Source organism: Bradyrhizobium sp. AZCC 1578 (assembly GCF_036924675.1).
In the GTDB taxonomy this organism is placed as follows: Bacteria; Pseudomonadota; Alphaproteobacteria; order Rhizobiales; family Xanthobacteraceae; genus Bradyrhizobium.
On the sequence record NZ_JAZHRZ010000001.1, the window covers coordinates 3,400,910 to 3,418,631 of the forward strand.

Consider the following 17,722-nt stretch of genomic DNA (forward strand, 5'->3'; position numbering starts at 1 on the left):
GGATGATCGCGACCACGCTTCTCGAACGCAAATCCATATCCGTCTTCGACTTTCGCTGCACCGCGGGACCGGGCGACAAGCCGTTCGCGGAGCAGCATGGCGGTCATTCGATTTCCTATGTGCGCAAAGGCAGTTTCGGCCTGCGCAGCCGCGGCAAGTGCAGCGAACTGGTGGTGGGATCGGTGCTGATCGGCCATCCCGGCGACGAATATACCTGTACCCACGAGCACGTCTGCGGCGACGAGTGCCTGTCGTTCTTCTTCGCCCCCGAGCTGGTGGAAACCATCGGCGATAGCCGGTCGCCATGGCAGATCGGCTCAGCGCCGCCGCTGCCGGAGCTCGTCGTGCTTGGCGAGCTGGCGCAAGCGGCAGCAGATGGCAGCAGCGACATCGGCCTCGACGAGATCGGTCAGGTGCTGGCGAGCCGCTTTGTCGAGGTAGTTTCCGGCAGGTCCCGCAAATCCGGTCCTGATGCGGCGCGCGACCGCCGCCGCGCGGTGGAAACCGCACTGTGGATCGATGCCAATTCGCACCGTCAGATCAATCTGGAGGACGCCGCGGCCGAGGCCGGGATCAGCCCGTTCCATTTCCTGCGGCTGTTCTCGCGAGCGCTCGGCGTCACGCCGCACCAATATCTGGTGCGCTCGCGGCTGCGCCATGCCGCGCGGCGCTTGGCCGACGACGACAGCCCGATCACCGACATCGCCTACGACGTCGGTTTTGCCGACCTCTCCAATTTCGTGCGCACCTTCCATCGCGCCGCCGGCGCCTCACCGCTGAAATTCCGCCAGGCCTCGCGGGGCATGCGCAAGATTTTCCAAGAACGGCTGGCCCTCCACTGACTAGGCTTTCTCCAGGCCGCGCGAGTTCGCGGCACTTTCTTGCTGGAGAATGTCATGTACGACCACATCGGATTACGCGTCGGCGATCTCGACGCCAGCGTGCGCTTCTATACGGCAGCGCTCGCGCCCCTTGGCTTCGTGCTGTGCTCGCGGGATGATTCCGGCGCAGGCTTCGGCCCAAAGGGCGCGCCCGCGCTCTGGCTGCATCTGCACAAGGGATCTTCGGGCTCGGCCGCGCATGTCGCGTTCCGCGCCCAGGATCATGCGGCGATCAAGAAATTCCACGCCGAGGGCCTGAAGGCCGGCGGCCGCGACAATGGCGGCGCCGGACTGCGCGCGGATTACAGCCCAACCTATTACGCCGCGTTTTTGATCGACCCCGACGGCAACAATGTCGAGGCGGTTTGTACGTAAGGCGCCGCTCTCTCCACGTCATTGCGAGGAGCGAAGCGACGAAGCAATCCATGTCTCGGCAGGTGGCGAGATGGATTGCTTCGCTCCGCTCGCAATGACGGCGGAACATCCATCCTCCTACAACAAGGAATCATCCATGGCTTCCATCCACAAAGAAATCCTCATCGACGCGAACCCTGCCGACGTCTGGGACGCATTGCGCGATTTCGGCGCGCTGCATACCCGGCTGGTACCCGGCTTCGTCACCGACACCAAGCTCGACGGCGATGCGCGCATCGTCACCTTTGCCAACGGCACCGTCGCGCGCGAGACGCTGGTCGATTGCGACGACGAGCGAAAGCGGCTGGTCTATGCGATCAACAGCGAGCGTGTGAAGCATTATAGCGCGTCCGCCCAGGTGTTTGCTGATGGCGACGCGCGCAGCCGATTGGTCTGGATCGTCGACGTGTTGCCGAACGAGATCGCGCCCTACGTCTCCTCACAGATGGACCAGGGCGTGCTTGCCATGCAGAAGGCGTTCGGACGAAGCGCGGCATGATGCGTTACCGGCACTAGCTAGCTGGCGTGATCCTTCTCACAGATTGACTCCCTGCCCACTCCTAGCCTCGGCGCGTGCGTCCGAATGGCGCCGCGCCCGCGGCCGCCGGCGCATGAGGAGCAGAACCATGACGGGAGCTGACAAGGTGGTGTGCCAGGCGGCCACGCTGCTGTTGCTGTTCGCCCTGACGTCGACGCCGGCAAAGGCGCAATTTGCCGGCTTCGGCGGCGGCGGTGACGGCTCAGACATGATGACGCAGATGGCGCCGATGCTGGAAATGATGAAGGCCAAGATGGGCAAGCGCCGCTTTGCCATGATGATGCAGACCATGGGCCCGATGATGAGCCGCATGATGGAAGGCGGTGGCGGGTTCGGCGGCATGATGGGCGGTGGTATCCCCGGCGGCTTTGGCGGCGGCTACGTTCCCGAGGGTTACGGCGTGAACGCCGGTGGAATGAATTTCGGCGGCGGCGGCGATTTCATGGGCCTGCTCGGCGGCGCTGGCGGCGGCGAGCTGATGAGCATGGTCCCGCAACTGATGCGCATGGCCAATGTCGGCAGCGGCCGATCAGGGCGGCGGCATCGGCGAAGGTAGTTGTTCTCGTCATTGCGAGCCACCCGGTCGGCGCGAAGCGCCGCCGGACGACAGGCTCCGCGAAGCAATCCATCTTTCCGCGTACGAGGCTAGATGGATTGCTTCGTCGCTTCGCTCCTCGCAATGACGATCGTTACGACAGCGCCGGACTAACCGCGGGCACCCGCTGCTTCGGCCCCCAGCGCGTCAGCACCACGCTCGCGCATGAGAGCACGCCGAGCAGCACCATGGAGGCCGCCGCCAGCATGAAGAAGTTCTGCGCGGTGGCGTCATGCGTCAACAGCCACCAGCCACCGACGCCGATGAACAACAGCCGCGCGGTCTGCGCCATCACCGGGCCGATCACCTTGGCCGCGCCCTGCGACGAAAAGTACATCGCGGTGGCAAGGCCGAGGAAGGCGTACATCGGCGCCGCCGTCGATAGATATTGCCGGCTCGCGGCACGCACGGCCGCATCGTCGGTGAAGAGGTTGACCCAGATGTCGGGGAAGATTGCGATGAAGGTCGCGAATGTGCCGACCGAGGCGAATGCGACGAGCCCCGCCGTCCAGGCAATCTTGCGGGCCCGCGCGATGCGCTGCGCTCCGACGGCCATGCCGACCATCGGAACCGAAGCGATGCCGACCGCAAACGAGATCGAGGTCAGCATGAATTCGAGCCGCGCGCCGATGCCGTAGCCGGCGAGGACTTCGGTGCCAAAACTAGCCAGCATGTGGGTGAAGATACCGATCGTCAGCACCGACTGAAGCGGCGAGAAGCAGGCGATCGCCCCGACCTTCAGGATGTCGATGAACATCGACCACTGAATACGAAGGCCCCTGACCTTGGGAACGACGCGCGCACGGCCGGAAAACAGATACCAGGACATCACGGAGATGCTGATCAGGTAAGCGATCAGCGAACCGGCCGCGACACCGCTCATGCCGAACTGCGGGATCGGGCCGAGCCCCAAGCCCAGCGTGCCGCCGAGAATGATCTGGCAAATCGCCGACGACAGCATCAACAGCGACGGCAGCTTCATGTTGCCGGTGCCGCGCAAAATGCCGGACATCGTGTTCATCAGCCACGGCACCACGGCGCCGCCGAAGAATATCTGCGTGTAGGCGATCGCTTGGGTCAGCACGTTGCCGCGGCCGCCGAGCAGTTCGAACAGTTTGGGGCCGAAGATCAGCATGCCCAGCATGAAGGCCAACCCGAAGCAGAGGCCGATCAGCAGCGCATGCGCGGCAAGGGTCGAGGCGCGATCGAGGTCACCGGCGCCGAGCGCACGCGCGATCGCGGATGCCACGCCGCCCCCCATCGCTCCACCCGACATGGTCATGGTCAGGATCACGGTAGGAAACACCAGCGCCATCGCGGCGAGCGACTCCACGCCGAGCCGTCCGATGTAGGAGGTCTCGGCGATGACGACGCAGGTGCCCGCGGTGAGCGCGATTACATTCGGCCAGGCCAGCCACAACAGCGTGCGCAGGATCGGGCCGTCGAGCAACGCGTTTTTCGCCGGCGCCGCCGGTGGCGGAAGCGGACGCTCGTGCTCGTCTACGGGAATTTCGGCAACGCCGAGATCGGACATTTCTGCTCCCAGCGCGCGGACTTGAGGAGCCGCGGCGCGCTGCTTCCTAGCATGGCGGAGGCTGAATCCACGTGCACGGGGCGCAATGGGGGCCTGCGGGATTGCGTGGCGGGCCTTAGGCCGGCTGTTTCACAGGGAATTCATGCCGGAACACGAACGTTCGGGCCCGCACGGCATTGTACGGGCGATATCCCGGAGAACCCTGCCATGCGCAAGACCCTCCTCCTGGCCATTGGCGTCGGCGCGTTGGCGCTGCCGCTAGCCGCCTGTAGCGACCCCAAGGAGACCGCGACCGTGGCGCAGAGCTATGGTCCTTCGCCCAACCTGCCGCCACCGGAACATTCCTGGATCCCGACGGTGGACATCGCAACCGTCAAGCGTTGGCCGAACGGCGCCACGCCGACCGCCGCAAACGGCATGACGGTCAGCGCCTTTGCCCTCGACCTCGAACATCCGCGTACCGTCTACACACTGCCGAACGGCGACGTGCTGGTTGCCGAGAGCAACGCGCCGCCGAAGCAGGGCGGCGGCATGAGCATCAAGGGCTTCATCTACAAGCAGGCGCAGAACTGGGCGGGCGCCGGCGTTCCCAGCGCCAACCGCATCACGCTGCTGCGCGATGCCGACGGCGACGGCGTTGCCGAGCTAAGAACCACTTTCATCAGCGGGCTGAATTCGCCCTTCGGCATGGTGCTGGTCGGCGACGAGCTCTATGTCGCCAATTCCGATGCGATCATGAAATTCCCTTATCGCGAAGGCGACACCAAGATCGGCGGACCCGGCGTCAAGCTTGCGGACCTGCCCGCCGGCAACCTCAATCATCACTGGACCAAGGATCTCACCGCCAGCCCCGACGGCACCAAGCTCTATGCAACGGTCGGCTCCAACAGCAATGTCGGTGAAAACGGCATGGATGCCGAGAAGGATCGCGCGGCGGTGCTGGAAGTCGATCGCGCCAGCGGTCAATGGCGCGTGTTCGCTTCGGGCCTGCGCAATCCGAATGGCCCGGCCTGGAATCCAGTGACCGGCGAACTCTGGGTCGTGGTCAACGAGCGCGACGAACTCGGCAACGATCTAGTGCCGGACTACATGACGTCGGTGAAGGACGGCGCGTTCTACGGCTGGCCATACAGCTATTTTGGCGACCATGTCGACACCCGCGTCGAGCCGCGGCGGCCTGATCTCGTGCAGAAGGCGATGGCCCCGGATTATGCGTTGGGCGCGCACACAGCCTCGCTCGGGCTGACGTTTAACACCGGCAAGCTGTTTCCTGCCGAGATGGAGGGCGGCGCCTTCATCGGACAGCACGGCTCCTGGAATCGCAAGCCCCCCTCCGGCTACAAGGTGATCTTTGTCCCCTTCAAGGACGGCAAGCCATCCGGACCGCCGCAGGACGTGCTCACCGGTTTCCTCAACGACAAGGGCCAGGCGCAGGGCCGCCCGGTCGGGGTGCGGCTCGATAAGCAGGGCGCGCTGCTGGTGGCTGACGATGTCGGCAACACGATCTGGCGCGTGACGCCGGCGGCGAGGTCGGCATCGCGGTAAAAGCAACACAGTTTCCCACGGCCGGCCCGGCTGGGGACAACGCTCCCGAAGGGGCGAGTTCCGCACGTTAGCGGGAACGAGCGCGCCGGCTCCACGTTGACCCCCTGCCGGTTCCCAGATCAGTGGGATGGCAGCGTGGACGAATGGCCGTGTTATCACAGGTCAACGTGCCCCTTAGCAACTTGCGCGCGATTACCATCGTCATCGTGGTCGCGTTTCACTCCGTGCTGCCGTACCTCGCATCGCAACCGGCCGATCCCTTTCCGTTCGACGCACCGCCCTATCGCTGGATTGCATTCCCAATCCTCGATAGCCAGCGCTGGTTCGGCTTCGACCTGTTTTGCGCGTGGCAGGATGTCAGCCTGATGTCGCTGATGTTCTTGCTGGCCGGTCTGTTCACGCCGTCCAGCCTTGGCCGCAAGGGGCCTCGCACCTACACCTTGGAGCGCTCGTGGCGGATCGGCCTGCCGTTCGTTTTTGCCGTCGGCGTTCTCAGCCCTCTCGCCTACTTCGCGTCCTATCGGCTGACCGCGGCCGATCCCTCCTTCAGCGCCTTTTGGCAACACTGGCGCGCGCTTCCGATGTGGCCTGCCGGGCCGCAATGGTTTTTGTGGCAGATCTTTCTGCTGGGCGCCGTTGCCGCCGCCCTCCACGCGTTCGCCCCGCATTGGCTTCGGGCATTGAGCACGCTGGTCGCCCGCGTTGCCGATCGCCCGCTAATGTTCTTCATTGCGCTGGCGGCGCTCTCTGCGCTGGCCTATGTGCCGCTGGCGATGGCCTTCACACCGTGGGAGTGGACTTTTCTCGGCCCATTTTCATTTCAGCTGAGCCGGCCGCTGCACTACGTGGTCTATTTCTTCGCCGGATTTGCGATTGGCAGCCACGAGCACAGCATACTGCGTCCCGATGGTCCGCTTGCACGTCATTGGCTGGCCTGGCTTGCGGCCGCCATCGCTAGCATGTCCGTATGGGGCGGGTTCACATCGCTGACCTTGCCGGAGTGGCAGGCGAGCGCGCCGCTCTTTCGTCTGGCTTCGGCGCTGGCGTTTCCAGTTGCTTCCGCGGCCGCCGCTCTGTGTCTGCTCGCGATCTGCCTTCGGCTGCTGCAATCGCGCGACCGCCTGCTCGATAGCCTCTCCAGCAATGCCTATAGCATCTATCTGCTGCACTACGCCGTGGTCGTGTGGCTGCAATACGCGCTGCTTGATGTCGATCTCAACGCGATCGGCAAGGCGACGATCGTTTTTGCCGCTGCGCTCGCCGCAAGTCTGGCTGCAAGCGCCGGAATAAAAATCGGCGTGAGAGCGCTGGTTTCGCGCCATTCCGAGCCGCAAGACGAGAGAGCCATCGCCAATCAACCGCGATAACGGATGCCGACATGTCGCTGGTACTGACACTTGCGTCCCGCAACCTGTTCCACGATCGGCTTCGCTTCGTCGCGACCATGGTCGGAATCGTCTTCTCGGTCGTCCTCGTCATGATCCAGATGGGCCTGTTCCTCGGGTTCGGCCGAATGGTCACGACCATGATCGACAATGCCTCCGCCGATTTGTGGATCCTGCCCAAGGGCGCCAAATGCTTCGAGGATCCTTCGCTGCTCGACGTCAAGCTGCGCGACCGCGTCGCCACCATGGAGGGCGTTAGTTGGGCCGTCCCGCTCGTGATCGGCTTTTCGGACTGGCGCCTGGAGCGCGGCGAGGTGACGCCGGTCTTCATTGTGAGCGCCGACCTGCGCGACGGCAGCCTGCAACCGTTCAACGTCGTGGACGGCAACGTGCAGGCGTTGACGCAAGGGGCGAACGTTGCGGTCGACCGCTCCTATTTTGACCGGCTCGGTGTCAGCGGCGTCGGCTCGACGGCAGAAGTCCGTGGCCGCAAGGTGCGCGTGGTCGCGGTCACCGACGGCATCCGCTCGTTCGCCACGACGCCGTACGTGTTTGTGGATCTGAAAAACGCGCGCAACTACACCGGAACGCCGCGTGATCGCGCCAGCAGCGTTCTGGTTCGGCTGAAAGGCGATGCCGATCGGGAGAAGGCGCTCAGCGCCATTCGCGCGGAGGTCGGCGATGCAGAGGTTCTCACGTCGGACGATTTCCGCAGCCGCAGCCGGTCGTTCTGGCTGTTTGGCACGGGGGCCGGAGCCGCGCTGTTTGCCGGCGCATTGCTCGGAGTGATCGTCGGCACCGTGATCGTCGCGCAGACGCTTTACTCCAGCACCAAGGATCATCTGAATGAATTCGCCACCCTGCGCGCGATGGGTTCCTCGAACGCCTATATCTACACCGTGATCATCTATCAGGCACTCATCAACGCCGTGATCGGATTTGCGATCGCCGCCGGGATCGGCTCGATCGTCGTCCAGATCACCGCCAAAAGCGCGTTGCCGATTGTCATCACGCCATGGCTGATGGCGGCGTTGTTCGCGCTGACGGTGGTGATGTGCGTAGCATCCGGCATTGGAGCAATCATCCGTGTCGTTCGTATCGACCCAGCCACGGTGTTCATGCGATGAATGACCATGTAGTCGAAGCCAAGTCGGTCGAGAAGAGGCTGGGTCGCGGCGCCGGCGAGGTGCACGCGTTGCGCGGCATCGACCTCTCGCTGCGGCGGGGCGAGTTGACGTTGCTGATGGGCCCTTCGGGGAGCGGCAAGACTACGCTGCTTTTAGTCCTCGGATGCATGCTGACGCCGAGTTCAGGCAGCGTCACCATATGCGGGACGCCGACAGCCGACGCCGACAAGGAAGCGCTCGCCAGGATTCGGCGCGAGCATATTGGTTTCGTATTCCAGTCCTATCATTTGTTCCCGACGCTGACCGCGACCCAGAATGTGCAATTGGCGCTGGATATTCGTGGCGAGCACGGCAGGCGCGCGGCGCAGAAATCGCGGGAGGCCCTAGCAATGGTCGGGCTCGAGCAAAAGGTGGACAGTTTGCCGGGAGGTCTCAGCGGCGGCGAGCAGCAGAGGGTCGCCATCGCGCGGGCTCTCGTCGCAAACCCTTCCGTCGTTCTTGCCGACGAGCCGACCGGGGCACTGGATGGAAAAAACGGCCAGAGCATCATGCGTATTCTCGCCGAGACCGCCCATGAGCGTGAGCGGGCGGTGCTGGTCGTCACCCACGATCCGCGCGTCCTCCCCTACGCCGATCGCATTGTCGAGATCGAGGACGGTCTTATCGTGCAAGAGCCTACCGACCGTCCGCGCATGCCCACAGCCGTGCCGTTCAGGGCCTGAGCGCAAGGGCCGCCATGAGCCTGCGAGCCGAACTTTTGCGCATCGGTATTCGCATGTTGCTCAAGCGGCGCGGCGGGAGTCTCGATGTCGAGCAATGGCGGCGAAACATGCGTGCGATGGAGCGGTTTGTGCCGCATCCGCCCGCCCGGAGCACAACAGTCGAGATCGAGGCCGGTCGGGTGCGATTTCACCGGGTTACCACACCGGCATCCCGGCGCGGACGTAACGTGCTCTATCTTCATGGCGGCGCCTATGTTTCCGGCGCGCCGGTCTACTACCGGCACTTCCTCTGGCGGATTGCCGACGCCTTGCAAGCCCGCGTCTGGGCGCTCGAATACCGCCTCGCTCCGGAACACGCTTTTCCGGCAGCGCTTGAGGATGCCGTGGAGGGCTGTCGTTGGCTCGTCGATCACGCGCCCGATAGTCGCCAGTTGTTCGTAGTGGGAGATTCGGCCGGCGGCGGCCTGGCGCTGGGCCTGCTGTTGAGGCTCCGTGACGATGGCAAGCCGCTTCCGGCCGCGGCCGTCGCCTTGTCGCCCTGGACCGATCTGGCCCTGACCGGCGCTTCGCTGAAGACGAATGCAGCGGCCGATCCGATGCTGAATGTCGAGGATCTTCCCGATCTGGCGAAGCTCTATCTCGGCGGAGCCGATCCGCGCACGCCCTACGCTTCGCCGCTCTACGGCGATCCCGCCGGATTGCCGCCGGTACTTATTCAAGTCGGCAGCGATGAAATTCTGAAGGACGACGCCGTCCGCATGGTGGAGAAGCTGCGGTCGCACAATCCGCGCAGCAAGCTCGAGATCTGGCGGCGCATGCCGCACGTCTGGCAATTATTCGTGCCGGTGTTGCCGGAAGCCCGTCAGGCGATTGCGCAGATCGGCGAGTTTATCTCTGACGTGCGCGGCTGAGGCGCGCCGGCGCAGGCGATCACACCCGGAAGTGCTTGGAGAGCTTCAACCCCTGCGCCTGGTAGTTCGAACCGATGCGCTGGCCGTACATCGCGTCGGGCCGCGACAGCATTTTCTCGTAGACCAGACGGCCGACGATCTGGCCGTGCTCGAGGATGAACGGCACCTCGCGCGAGCGCACTTCGAGTACGGCGCGCGCGCCCTGCCCGCCGGCACCGGCATAGCCGAAGCCGGGATCGAAGAACCCCGCATAGTGCACGCGGAATTCGCCGACCAGAGGATCGAACGGCACCATTTCCGCAGCGTAATCCGGCGGCACCTGCACGGCCTCCTTCGAGGCCAGGATGTAGAACTCGCCGGGATCGAGGATGAGGCTGCCGTCTGACCGTGCCGGGATCGGCTCCCAGAATTCATCGACTGCATAGCCGCCGCGGCGGTCGACGTCGACCACACCGGTGTGGCGCTTGGCGCGGTAGCCGACGAACCCGCCTGTGTTCTCACCGGACAGATCGACCGACAGCGCCACGCCATTGGCGAGATCGGCGTTATCGATATCGACCAGGCGCTCGGCGCCATGCAGCGCGTCGAGCTCGTCGGCATTGAGGATGGCATCTCCAGTGCGGAAACGCACTTGTGATAGCCGCGAGCCCTCCCGCAGCAGCACCGGAAACGTCTTCGGGCTGATCTCGGCATAGAGCGGGCCGTGATAGCCCGCGCCGATCATATCGAAGCGACGGGTGCCGTCGGCAATCACGCGGGTGAAGACGTCGAGCCGTCCGGTCGAGCTCTTCGGATTGGCGGCGGCCACGATCTCCGGCGGCAGCGCGAGGCTTTCCAGGAGCGGCACGATGTAGACGCAATTGGTCTCCAGCACCGCGCCGTCGGAGAGATTTATTTCATGCAGCTTCAATTCGTCGATGCGCTCGGCGACGGTCGCGCCCGGCCCAGGCAGGAAGCTCGCGCGCACCCGATAGGCAACGTCGCCGAGGCGCAAATCGAGGCTTGCGGGCTGGATCTGGCTCTCGACAAACGGATAGGCCGGCAGGATCAGGCCCGCATCCGCCATCGCCGCGATCATGCGGTCGGGGAGAATTCCGTTACCGTCGGGCGGAAGCGTGAACGACACGGCGCGGTCCTCTGAGGTGGCCCTGGATGCCCAAATGTCATCCAAACCTCGTAAATATGGGCTTTTAGGGGTTATCCGATGGTTGCCTTGACTGAAAGGGCGCAAGCGAATATCAGCATGACTTATCCCGTGGTGATTTGAGCCGGCCGGCTTGCAGCCACGTTAAATAAGTAGCTAAACAGGCCGGGGACACGTGTGATCCCGGCCTGTGGAAATTCTTCCAGGCCGGTTTTTTTGTGACCATTTTCCGGTGGTCACGACGGAGGTCACATGTCTGAAGTTGGTTCTACCAAGCGTTTTCGTCCCGAAACCCGCCTCGTCCACGGCGGCACGCTGCGCTCACAATTCGGCGAGACGTCGGAAGCGCTGTTCCTCACCCAAGGCTATGTCTACGACAGCGCGGAGCAGTGCGAGGCGCGCTTCAAGGGCGAGGATCCCGGCTTTATCTATTCGCGCTATTCCAATCCTACGATTTCAATGTTCGAGCGCCGCATGATCGAGCTCGAAGGCGCGGAAGCTGCTCGCTCCACCGCCACCGGCATGGCCGCGGTGACGACCGCGATCCTCGCACCGCTCAGAGCCGGCGATCATGTGGTAGCCTCGAAAGCCCTGTTCGGCTCGTGCCTTTACGTCGTGCAGGACCTCCTGCCGCGCTACGGGATCGAAACGACGCTGGTCGACGGCCTAGATCTCGACCAATGGCAGCACGCATTGCGGCCTAACACCAAGACCTTGTTTCTGGAGAGCCCGACCAACCCGACGCTCGATGTGCTCGATATTCCGGCGATTGCCGAGATCGCGCACAAGGGCGGCGCACGGCTGGTCGTCGATAACGTCTTTGCCACGCCGATCTGGCAGAGCCCGCTTTCGCTCGGCGCCGACGTCGTGGTCTACTCCGCAACCAAACATATCGACGGTCAAGGGCGCTGCCTCGGCGGCATCATTCTCTCGTCCGAAGCCTTCATCGCAGAGCACATTCACAACTTCATGCGCCAGACCGGGCCATCGCTCTCGCCCTTCAACGCCTGGGTCCTGCTCAAGGGACTGGAGACGTTGGGCGTGCGGGTACGCGCGCAGACCGACAACGCGGCGAAAATCGCCGAGGCGTTGGCAAGCCATCCGAAGATTTCGCGATTGATCTATCCCGGCCGCGCCGATCATCCGCAAGCGGAGCTGGTGAAGAAGCAGATGCGCGGCGGTTCAACGCTGATCGGCTTCGAGGTCAAGGGCGGCAAGGCCGCCGCCTTCCGCGTCCTCAATGCGTTGCAGATCTCGCGCATCTCCAACAATCTCGGCGATAGCAAGAGCCTCGTCACCCATCCTGCGACGACGACGCATCAACGGCTGACGCCAGAGGCGCGCGCCGAGCTCGGCATCAGCGAAGGCTTTATCCGCTTCTCGGCCGGGCTCGAGCATGCGGATGATCTGATCGAGGATTTTGCACAGGCGCTGGAGAAGGCGTGAGCTCGCTACGCGCGTAGCCACACAACAGGTGTCGTCCCATAACCACAGGGTGTGGTGGGTTAAGCAAGGCGTCAACCACCGCCTCTAATCACCAGGGCCGCGGCGTATGGGTCCCTGCGCCGAGTGCGCGATTGCGCACGGAGGCAGGAACGACGGCTACATCGGCCGATAGGCTCGCACGTCCGACGGCACGGCGACGCCGAGCTTGATCTGGCCGACCGACTTGATGATGTCGTCGCCGAGCAGTTGGGCGAAGCAGGCATAGCCCCAGTCGCTCATGTGCAGGCCGTCGGCGATCACGAAATTCTCGATCGGAATCGCCTGCCGCTCGTGCCAGTCCTTCATCACCGCGAAGCGCGGGAAGATGCCGACCTTGCGAAGCTCGGCCGTCTTGTTCAAGAGCTTCATCATCTTGCCGGCACTTTCGGCGTGCTCGTTGACCCGCGGCGAATATTGCGGATCGATCAGCACGACGTCGGAGCCCGCAGCCTGAATGCGTGCGATGCCTTCGTCGATGAGCTTGACGGTCTCGGCGGGATCGAGGTTGCGCAGCACCGCATTGGTGCCGACCTGCCAGATCACCAGATCCGGACGCAAGTCGATCACGGAGGTCTGCAGCCGCTTCATCATTTCCGGCGCGTCCTCGCCGCCCTTGCCGGCATTGACGACGGAGATGTCGGCCGTCGGATATTTGCGGCGTAGCTGCGCCGCGAGCCTGTTCGGATAAGTGAATTCCGGTGAACTGGAGCCGTACCCCTGGGTCGATGACGATCCGAAAGCGACGATCACCACCGGCTGACCCGCGACGAGCTTGTTCGCGACACGCGGCAGCGATCCCATCGATTTGGAAGCGCCCTTCGGCGGCAGGCAGGGAACGCGGCTGAAGATGTCGCCGGCCGATTTCGCGACTTCCTTCACCTTGTCGATCGCTTTGCCGGTGACGCCCTTCTGCGCGGCCGGATTGCCGGCGGCCGCCGGCGCGGCCTGCGGCGGGGTGCCTTCAGCCGCGGGTTTTTTGTCCGGGTCGTTTTCCGCTTTGGCGCCATCGGATAGCGCCGCCTGCTGACCGGCTTGCTGCGAAGCCGTCTGGGCATGCAAGGGCGCCACCGCGGCAGGCATCAACAGCGCGAGGCCCGCGGCGAAGACAGTCAGCAATGTCGACAAACGAAAAGGGCAGTGAGAACTCATTAACGCCAGTTCCTAATTCTGCTGCGCCTGATCGAGGCGGGCCGCATCGAGCACGAATTTCGACAGCGCCCGGCCTAGGCAGGCATGAACCCTTTTGGCCATGTCGGTGCCATGAAAGGTACTGAACAGATCGAAATCTCCGGCGTCGTTCCAGTGGCGCATGATGGCGAACCGATCGAACAGCGGAACATTATGCTGCTGCGCCACCACGCGCATATTATCTAGGTACGGCGGCGCGGAAATCATGGTTTCGGTGCGCGGGCTGTATTGCAGATTGACCAAAACCACGTCGGCTCCCGCATTTTGCAGCGCAGCAACCCCTTCGTCGACGGCGCCGCGAAAATCGTCAGGATCGATGGATCGCATAGCATCGACGGTTCCCGTCTGCCAGATGACCAAAGTAGGCCTTTTTGCTTCCACCAGCTTAACGAGGCCGGCGTCCACCTCCTCGGCGGTCTTGCCGGTTTGTAGTTCCACGGAGAGGTTGATTGGGGTGGAGGGCAGCTTCTCCTTCAGCGCCGCCTGCAGCCTGGCCGGATAGGCGCTGTTTTCAGAGGACAGGATGGTCGATGAGCGGCTCCCCACCACTAGGACGGTCAGCGGCCGGGCGTTCTTGACGGCCTCGGCCACCTTGGGAAGCGTGCTCTCGGTGGAGAGGAGGTAGGGGGGAACTTCGCAAGCCTGGGGGGCGGCATCCTGGGCGCGAGCCAATCCGGCCGCTGCAAGACCCGCAAGCAGCGCCAGGACCAGCACAGTTCCCGAGCCGGGCCTCATGCGCTTCCTCCCGCCATATCGGCGTTGATTGCCGTGCTTTTCGTTTTTGAGGCTCCTTTGTCGGCCGAATGCTTGTACCACGAAATCACCCACGCCATGCCCCACATGATGAGGATACCGGCAAGACTGACCAGGGCGTGCGTGAGGGCACCCCCACCGACTTCGGCCAGCACAAAGTGTCCCGCAAAGGCCAGGAAGACGCCGAGACAGAATATCTCAAGCGAATGCTGGCCACACAGGATCAATGGTCGCAGCCAGCGCGATTTGAGGCCCGACCAATCCTTGGGCAGGAAGCGCACGGTGAGCGCGGCCAGCGCCAGGAAATGGGCAAACCGCAGTACGTCCAGATCTGTCTTGGTGATCGGGTACATCCACTGTTCGATCCGCTTGGGCATCAGGAAGCTGAGTTGCGGAATGTGCCAAGTGAGTGTGACGAAGAACGCCGCCGCCAGGTAGGTGATGCAGATCCACATCGTCACCGGCGACGACAGGATGCGGGACATGCGCTGTGCCCCGCCCAGTGCGCACCAGGCGCCGAACACGAACAGCAACTGCCAGCAGAACGGATTGAATATCCAGAAGCCGCTCGGATAGGCCGTCAGATACCAGTCGAAGTGCCAGGTCAGCGCATAGAGCAGCACCGATAGTCCCAGCGCGACGTCGGCCCGCCACTTCATCAGCCACAGGATGATGGGCAGAAACAGCATCAGCACGATGTAGAGCGGCAGCACGTCCATGTTGACGGGCCGGAATCTGAGCAGCAGCGCCTGGACGATCGTGACATCCGGCTGCTTGAGGAAATCCATGATGCCCATTTCCTCGCTGTAGAGCGGGTTCTCGAAACGGGTGGCGACGTAGGAGATTTCCGCCAGGAAGATCGTGAACAGGAACACATGGGCGACGTAGATCTGCCACACGCGCCGCATGATGCGCGCGGTCGCCACCACGAAACCGGCCTCGAGCATCGCGCGCCCATAGACGAAGGCGGCGGTGTATCCGGAGATGAAGATGAAGATCTCGGTGGCGTCGGAAAATCCGTAATTGCGGATCGTGAACCAGGTCAGGATGTTGGTCGGCAGATGGTCGATGAAGATCAGCCACAGCGCCATGCCGCGAAACAGATCGAGCCGCAATTCGCGCTCGCCGGCTACCGGGAACGCAATCGCCGGCGCGGAAGATGCAGCGGCGGCCTTGGCATCGCTGGCCTTGGCATCGCTGCGAGGCGTTCCGGCGACTGGATCGGCAATGGACGACATCTGGCACCGTTTGGGCAATTGAGCTTTTGCGCGTGCACTGTCCGGAAAAGATAACATCGGCCCGCAACTTGCACACCAGATACGCAAGGGGTACGCAAGCGGAAGGTCCGGGGCCGGGCAGCGCGGCTGCGCTCTAGAACGGAACTATGTTGAAACCGCGATCAAGCAAGCGGGCAACCCGGCGCAGCGGAGATTGGTTCCCCCGGCATTCCCGGCTATGATGCGACACAGGATTCCCGGAAGCTTGCTCGCATGTACCGCGCCGTCACCCGCCAGATCGAAGTCACCGTCGAACCGAACTTCCTCCCCGAGCGCTCGTCGGTCGACAAGGGCCAGTATTTCTGGTCCTACACCATCGTCATCACCAATACCGGCGCCGAGACCGTGCAGCTTCGTACCCGGCACTGGATCATCACCGACGCCACCGGCCGCAAGCAGGAAGTCCGCGGCGAGGGCGTGGTCGGCGAACAGCCTGTTTTGGCGCCAGGCGAGCGCTTCGAATATACCAGCGGCGTGCCGCTGCCGACCGCATCGGGCTTCATGACCGGGCGCTATCAAATGGTCAGCGAAAGCGGTGAGCGTTTCGAGATCGACGTGCCGACGTTCTCGCTGGACAGCCCGGATAATAAGCGGGTGTTGAATTGACGAGCGCTCGCGCTTGTCATCACCGGGCTTGACCCGGTGATCCATCTTTCTTCGCATGATTCTTCCGAGGGTGACGGATGCCCGGGTCCCGGCTACGCCAAGGCTTCGCCGAGGCTTTCCCGTGCTGGCGCGCCGAAGCTTCAGCGGAGGCGGCAAGCCCGAGCATGACGAATGTGTTTGCCGTGGCCTTATCCCTGTCATTGCGAGCGAAGCGAAGCAATCCACGCCTCAGCGCGGGGATAGATGGATTGCTTCGCTGCGCTCGCAATGACGCGGTGGTAGCGACGCAACATATCACCGTCATACCCCGCGAACGCGGGGTACCCAGTACGCCGCGACTTCTCGATTTCGATCACTGCTGTCTCTGGGATACTGGGTCACCCGTCTTCGCGGATGACGACAGTCCGTGGGCTGGGCAAAGCAAAGCGTGCCCACCATCATCAAGCGCGATCGAGGATGATGGTGGGCACGGCGCTATCGCGCCTTTGCCCACCCTACGGTCCCCTACTCCTCCACGCCCGCTTCATGCGGGGTGAACTGATAGACCGAGGAGCAGAACTCGCAGGTCACCACCACCTTGTCGTCCTTGACCATCTCGGCGCGGTCCTTGGGCGAGAAGCTTTTCAGCATCGCGGAGACTGCCTCGCGCGAGCAGGAGCATTTTGCGCGCAAGGAGAGCTGTGAGAACACGCGCACGCCGCGCTCGTGAAACAGGCGATACAGCAGGCGCTCGCCCGACAGATCGGGATCGATCAGTTCGACATCCTCGACAGTGCCGATCAGCGACTGACCTTCCACCCATGCGTCGTCTTCCGCCACCTGATGCGTAACCGCGCCTTCCGGCGCGTTGCCCGGATGCAGGTCGGCCTGCCGCGCCCGCTCGGGCGCCTGCGGCAGGAATTGCAGCAGCATGCCGCCGGCGCGCCAGCGATGCTTGCCGCCGTCGCCGCCACGCCATTCTTCGCCGACCGCAAGCCGCACGCGGGTCGGAATCTGCTCGGAGCGCAGGAAATATTCATGCGCGGCATCCTCAAGGCTGCCGCCGTCGAGCGCCACCAGTCCCTGGTAACGGCTCATGTCCGCGCCCTGATCGATGGTCATCGCGAGATGGCCCTTGCCGAGCAGGGCGCCTGAATCCTGCCCGTCCTTCAGCCGCCTTGCGTCGTAGCGCGCATAGGCGCGGAGCCGATCCGGCGACTGGAAATCCACGATCAGAAACGACACCGGGCCATCGGTCTGCGTCTGCAAAATGAACCGGCCGTCGAATTTGAGCGCCGAACCGAGCAGCGTCGCCAGCACGATCGCTTCGCCAAGCAATTTTCCGACCGGCGCCGGATAATCGTGCTTGGTCAGGATGTCGTCGAGCGCGGGGCCGAGTCGGGTCAGCCGTCCGCGCAGATCGAGCGAGGCGACCTCGAACGGCAGCACCGCATCATCGACGGGAACGGACGAGGGCGCGCGGATTGGCGCCTCGGTCATGATTTTGATGTCTGATTGTGAATCCATGGCGCCTTATCTGGGGGCTCGGAATGCAAAACAAAAGGGGTTGACGAGCCGGCGAAACCATCTCCACGCGTCGTCCCTGCGAACGCAGGGACCCATAACCACAGGGCGTTG

Annotated in this window: 17 protein-coding genes and 1 riboswitch; of the genes, 11 read left to right on the forward strand and 6 right to left on the reverse strand. The window is 63.6% G+C overall.

Annotated elements, in window-relative coordinates:
• Positions 1-2 precede the first annotated feature (2 nt).
• The 4 genes from V1290_RS16215 (at position 3) to V1290_RS16230 (ending at position 2,389) form a co-directional block, all read left to right on the forward strand.
• Complete coding sequence (locus V1290_RS16215; protein WP_334365342.1) at positions 3-842, forward strand: helix-turn-helix transcriptional regulator; 840 nt, start codon at positions 3-5, stop codon at positions 840-842.
• A 54-nt stretch (positions 843-896) separates the two neighbouring features.
• Positions 897-1,256 carry a VOC family protein gene (locus V1290_RS16220; RefSeq protein WP_334365343.1) on the forward strand — a complete coding sequence of 120 codons (360 nt, stop codon included), beginning with the start codon at positions 897-899 and terminating at the stop codon, positions 1,254-1,256.
• Between the two features lie 136 nt (positions 1,257-1,392).
• A complete protein-coding gene (locus V1290_RS16225; RefSeq protein WP_334365344.1) occupies positions 1,393-1,794 on the forward strand; it encodes an SRPBCC family protein in 402 nt (133 codons plus the stop codon).
• A 127-nt stretch (positions 1,795-1,921) separates the two neighbouring features.
• Positions 1,922-2,389, forward strand: a complete 468-nt coding sequence (locus V1290_RS16230) for a hypothetical protein (RefSeq protein WP_334365345.1) — start codon at positions 1,922-1,924, stop codon at positions 2,387-2,389.
• 133 nt (positions 2,390-2,522) lie between these two features.
• Here V1290_RS16230 and V1290_RS16235 read toward each other — a convergent pair whose 3' ends face one another.
• Positions 2,523-3,962, reverse strand: coding sequence for an MATE family efflux transporter (locus tag V1290_RS16235; protein WP_334365346.1), 1,440 nt, complete (start codon positions 3,960-3,962; stop codon positions 2,523-2,525).
• A 207-nt stretch (positions 3,963-4,169) separates the two neighbouring features.
• On the opposite strand from V1290_RS16235, the gene V1290_RS16240 reads away from it, so the two are divergent.
• From V1290_RS16240 to V1290_RS16260, 5 genes are all read left to right on the forward strand, one after another.
• Positions 4,170-5,507: a PQQ-dependent sugar dehydrogenase gene (locus V1290_RS16240; protein WP_334365347.1), complete on the forward strand. Its 1,338-nt coding sequence runs from the start codon at positions 4,170-4,172 to the stop codon at positions 5,505-5,507.
• Between the two features lie 143 nt (positions 5,508-5,650).
• Positions 5,651-6,874 carry an acyltransferase family protein gene (locus V1290_RS16245; RefSeq protein ID WP_334365348.1) on the forward strand — a complete coding sequence of 408 codons (1,224 nt, stop codon included), beginning with the start codon at positions 5,651-5,653 and terminating at the stop codon, positions 6,872-6,874.
• Between the two features lie 11 nt (positions 6,875-6,885).
• Positions 6,886-8,019, forward strand: a complete 1,134-nt coding sequence (locus V1290_RS16250) for an ABC transporter permease (protein WP_334365349.1) — start codon at positions 6,886-6,888, stop codon at positions 8,017-8,019.
• Complete coding sequence (locus V1290_RS16255; protein WP_334365350.1) at positions 8,016-8,741, forward strand: ABC transporter ATP-binding protein; 726 nt, start codon at positions 8,016-8,018, stop codon at positions 8,739-8,741. The genes V1290_RS16250 and V1290_RS16255 overlap by 4 nt, the downstream gene beginning before the upstream one ends.
• 14 nt (positions 8,742-8,755) lie before the next feature.
• Positions 8,756-9,652: an alpha/beta hydrolase gene (locus V1290_RS16260; protein ID WP_334365352.1), complete on the forward strand. Its 897-nt coding sequence runs from the start codon at positions 8,756-8,758 to the stop codon at positions 9,650-9,652.
• Between the two features lie 19 nt (positions 9,653-9,671).
• Here the strand turns inward: V1290_RS16260 and V1290_RS16265 are convergent, their stop codons facing one another.
• Entirely contained in the window at positions 9,672-10,778 is a 1,107-nt protein-coding gene (locus V1290_RS16265; protein WP_334365353.1) for a 2'-deoxycytidine 5'-triphosphate deaminase, read from the reverse strand.
• A 119-nt stretch (positions 10,779-10,897) separates the two neighbouring features.
• A riboswitch (SAM riboswitch) is annotated at positions 10,898-10,977 on the forward strand.
• 71 nt (positions 10,978-11,048) lie between these two features.
• Here V1290_RS16265 and V1290_RS16270 point away from each other — a divergent pair.
• Complete coding sequence (locus V1290_RS16270; protein WP_334365354.1) at positions 11,049-12,242, forward strand: O-succinylhomoserine sulfhydrylase; 1,194 nt, start codon at positions 11,049-11,051, stop codon at positions 12,240-12,242.
• 156 nt (positions 12,243-12,398) lie between these two features.
• Here the strand turns inward: V1290_RS16270 and V1290_RS16275 are convergent, their stop codons facing one another.
• From V1290_RS16275 to V1290_RS16285, 3 genes are read right to left on the reverse strand one after another with little or no spacing between them, the layout of a single operon-like run.
• Positions 12,399-13,430 (reverse strand): SGNH/GDSL hydrolase family protein, encoded by a 1,032-nt coding sequence (locus V1290_RS16275; RefSeq protein ID WP_334365355.1) that lies wholly within the window; start codon positions 13,428-13,430, stop codon positions 12,399-12,401.
• Between the two features lie 12 nt (positions 13,431-13,442).
• Positions 13,443-14,204: an SGNH/GDSL hydrolase family protein gene (locus V1290_RS16280; protein ID WP_334365356.1), complete on the reverse strand. Its 762-nt coding sequence runs from the start codon at positions 14,202-14,204 to the stop codon at positions 13,443-13,445.
• Positions 14,201-15,460, reverse strand: a complete 1,260-nt coding sequence (locus V1290_RS16285) for an OpgC domain-containing protein (RefSeq protein WP_334365357.1) — start codon at positions 15,458-15,460, stop codon at positions 14,201-14,203. The genes V1290_RS16280 and V1290_RS16285 overlap by 4 nt, the downstream gene beginning before the upstream one ends.
• 252 nt (positions 15,461-15,712) lie before the next feature.
• Here V1290_RS16285 and apaG point away from each other — a divergent pair, with 252 nt between their 5' ends.
• A complete protein-coding gene (gene apaG, locus V1290_RS16290; RefSeq protein ID WP_028351829.1) occupies positions 15,713-16,105 on the forward strand; it encodes a Co2+/Mg2+ efflux protein ApaG in 393 nt (130 codons plus the stop codon).
• A gap of 504 nt (positions 16,106-16,609) precedes the next feature.
• Here apaG and V1290_RS16295 read toward each other — a convergent pair.
• On the reverse strand, positions 16,610-17,611 hold the full coding sequence (locus V1290_RS16295) for an Hsp33 family molecular chaperone (RefSeq protein WP_334365358.1): 1,002 nt from the start codon (positions 17,609-17,611) through the stop codon (positions 16,610-16,612).
• Positions 17,612-17,722 lie beyond the last annotated feature (111 nt).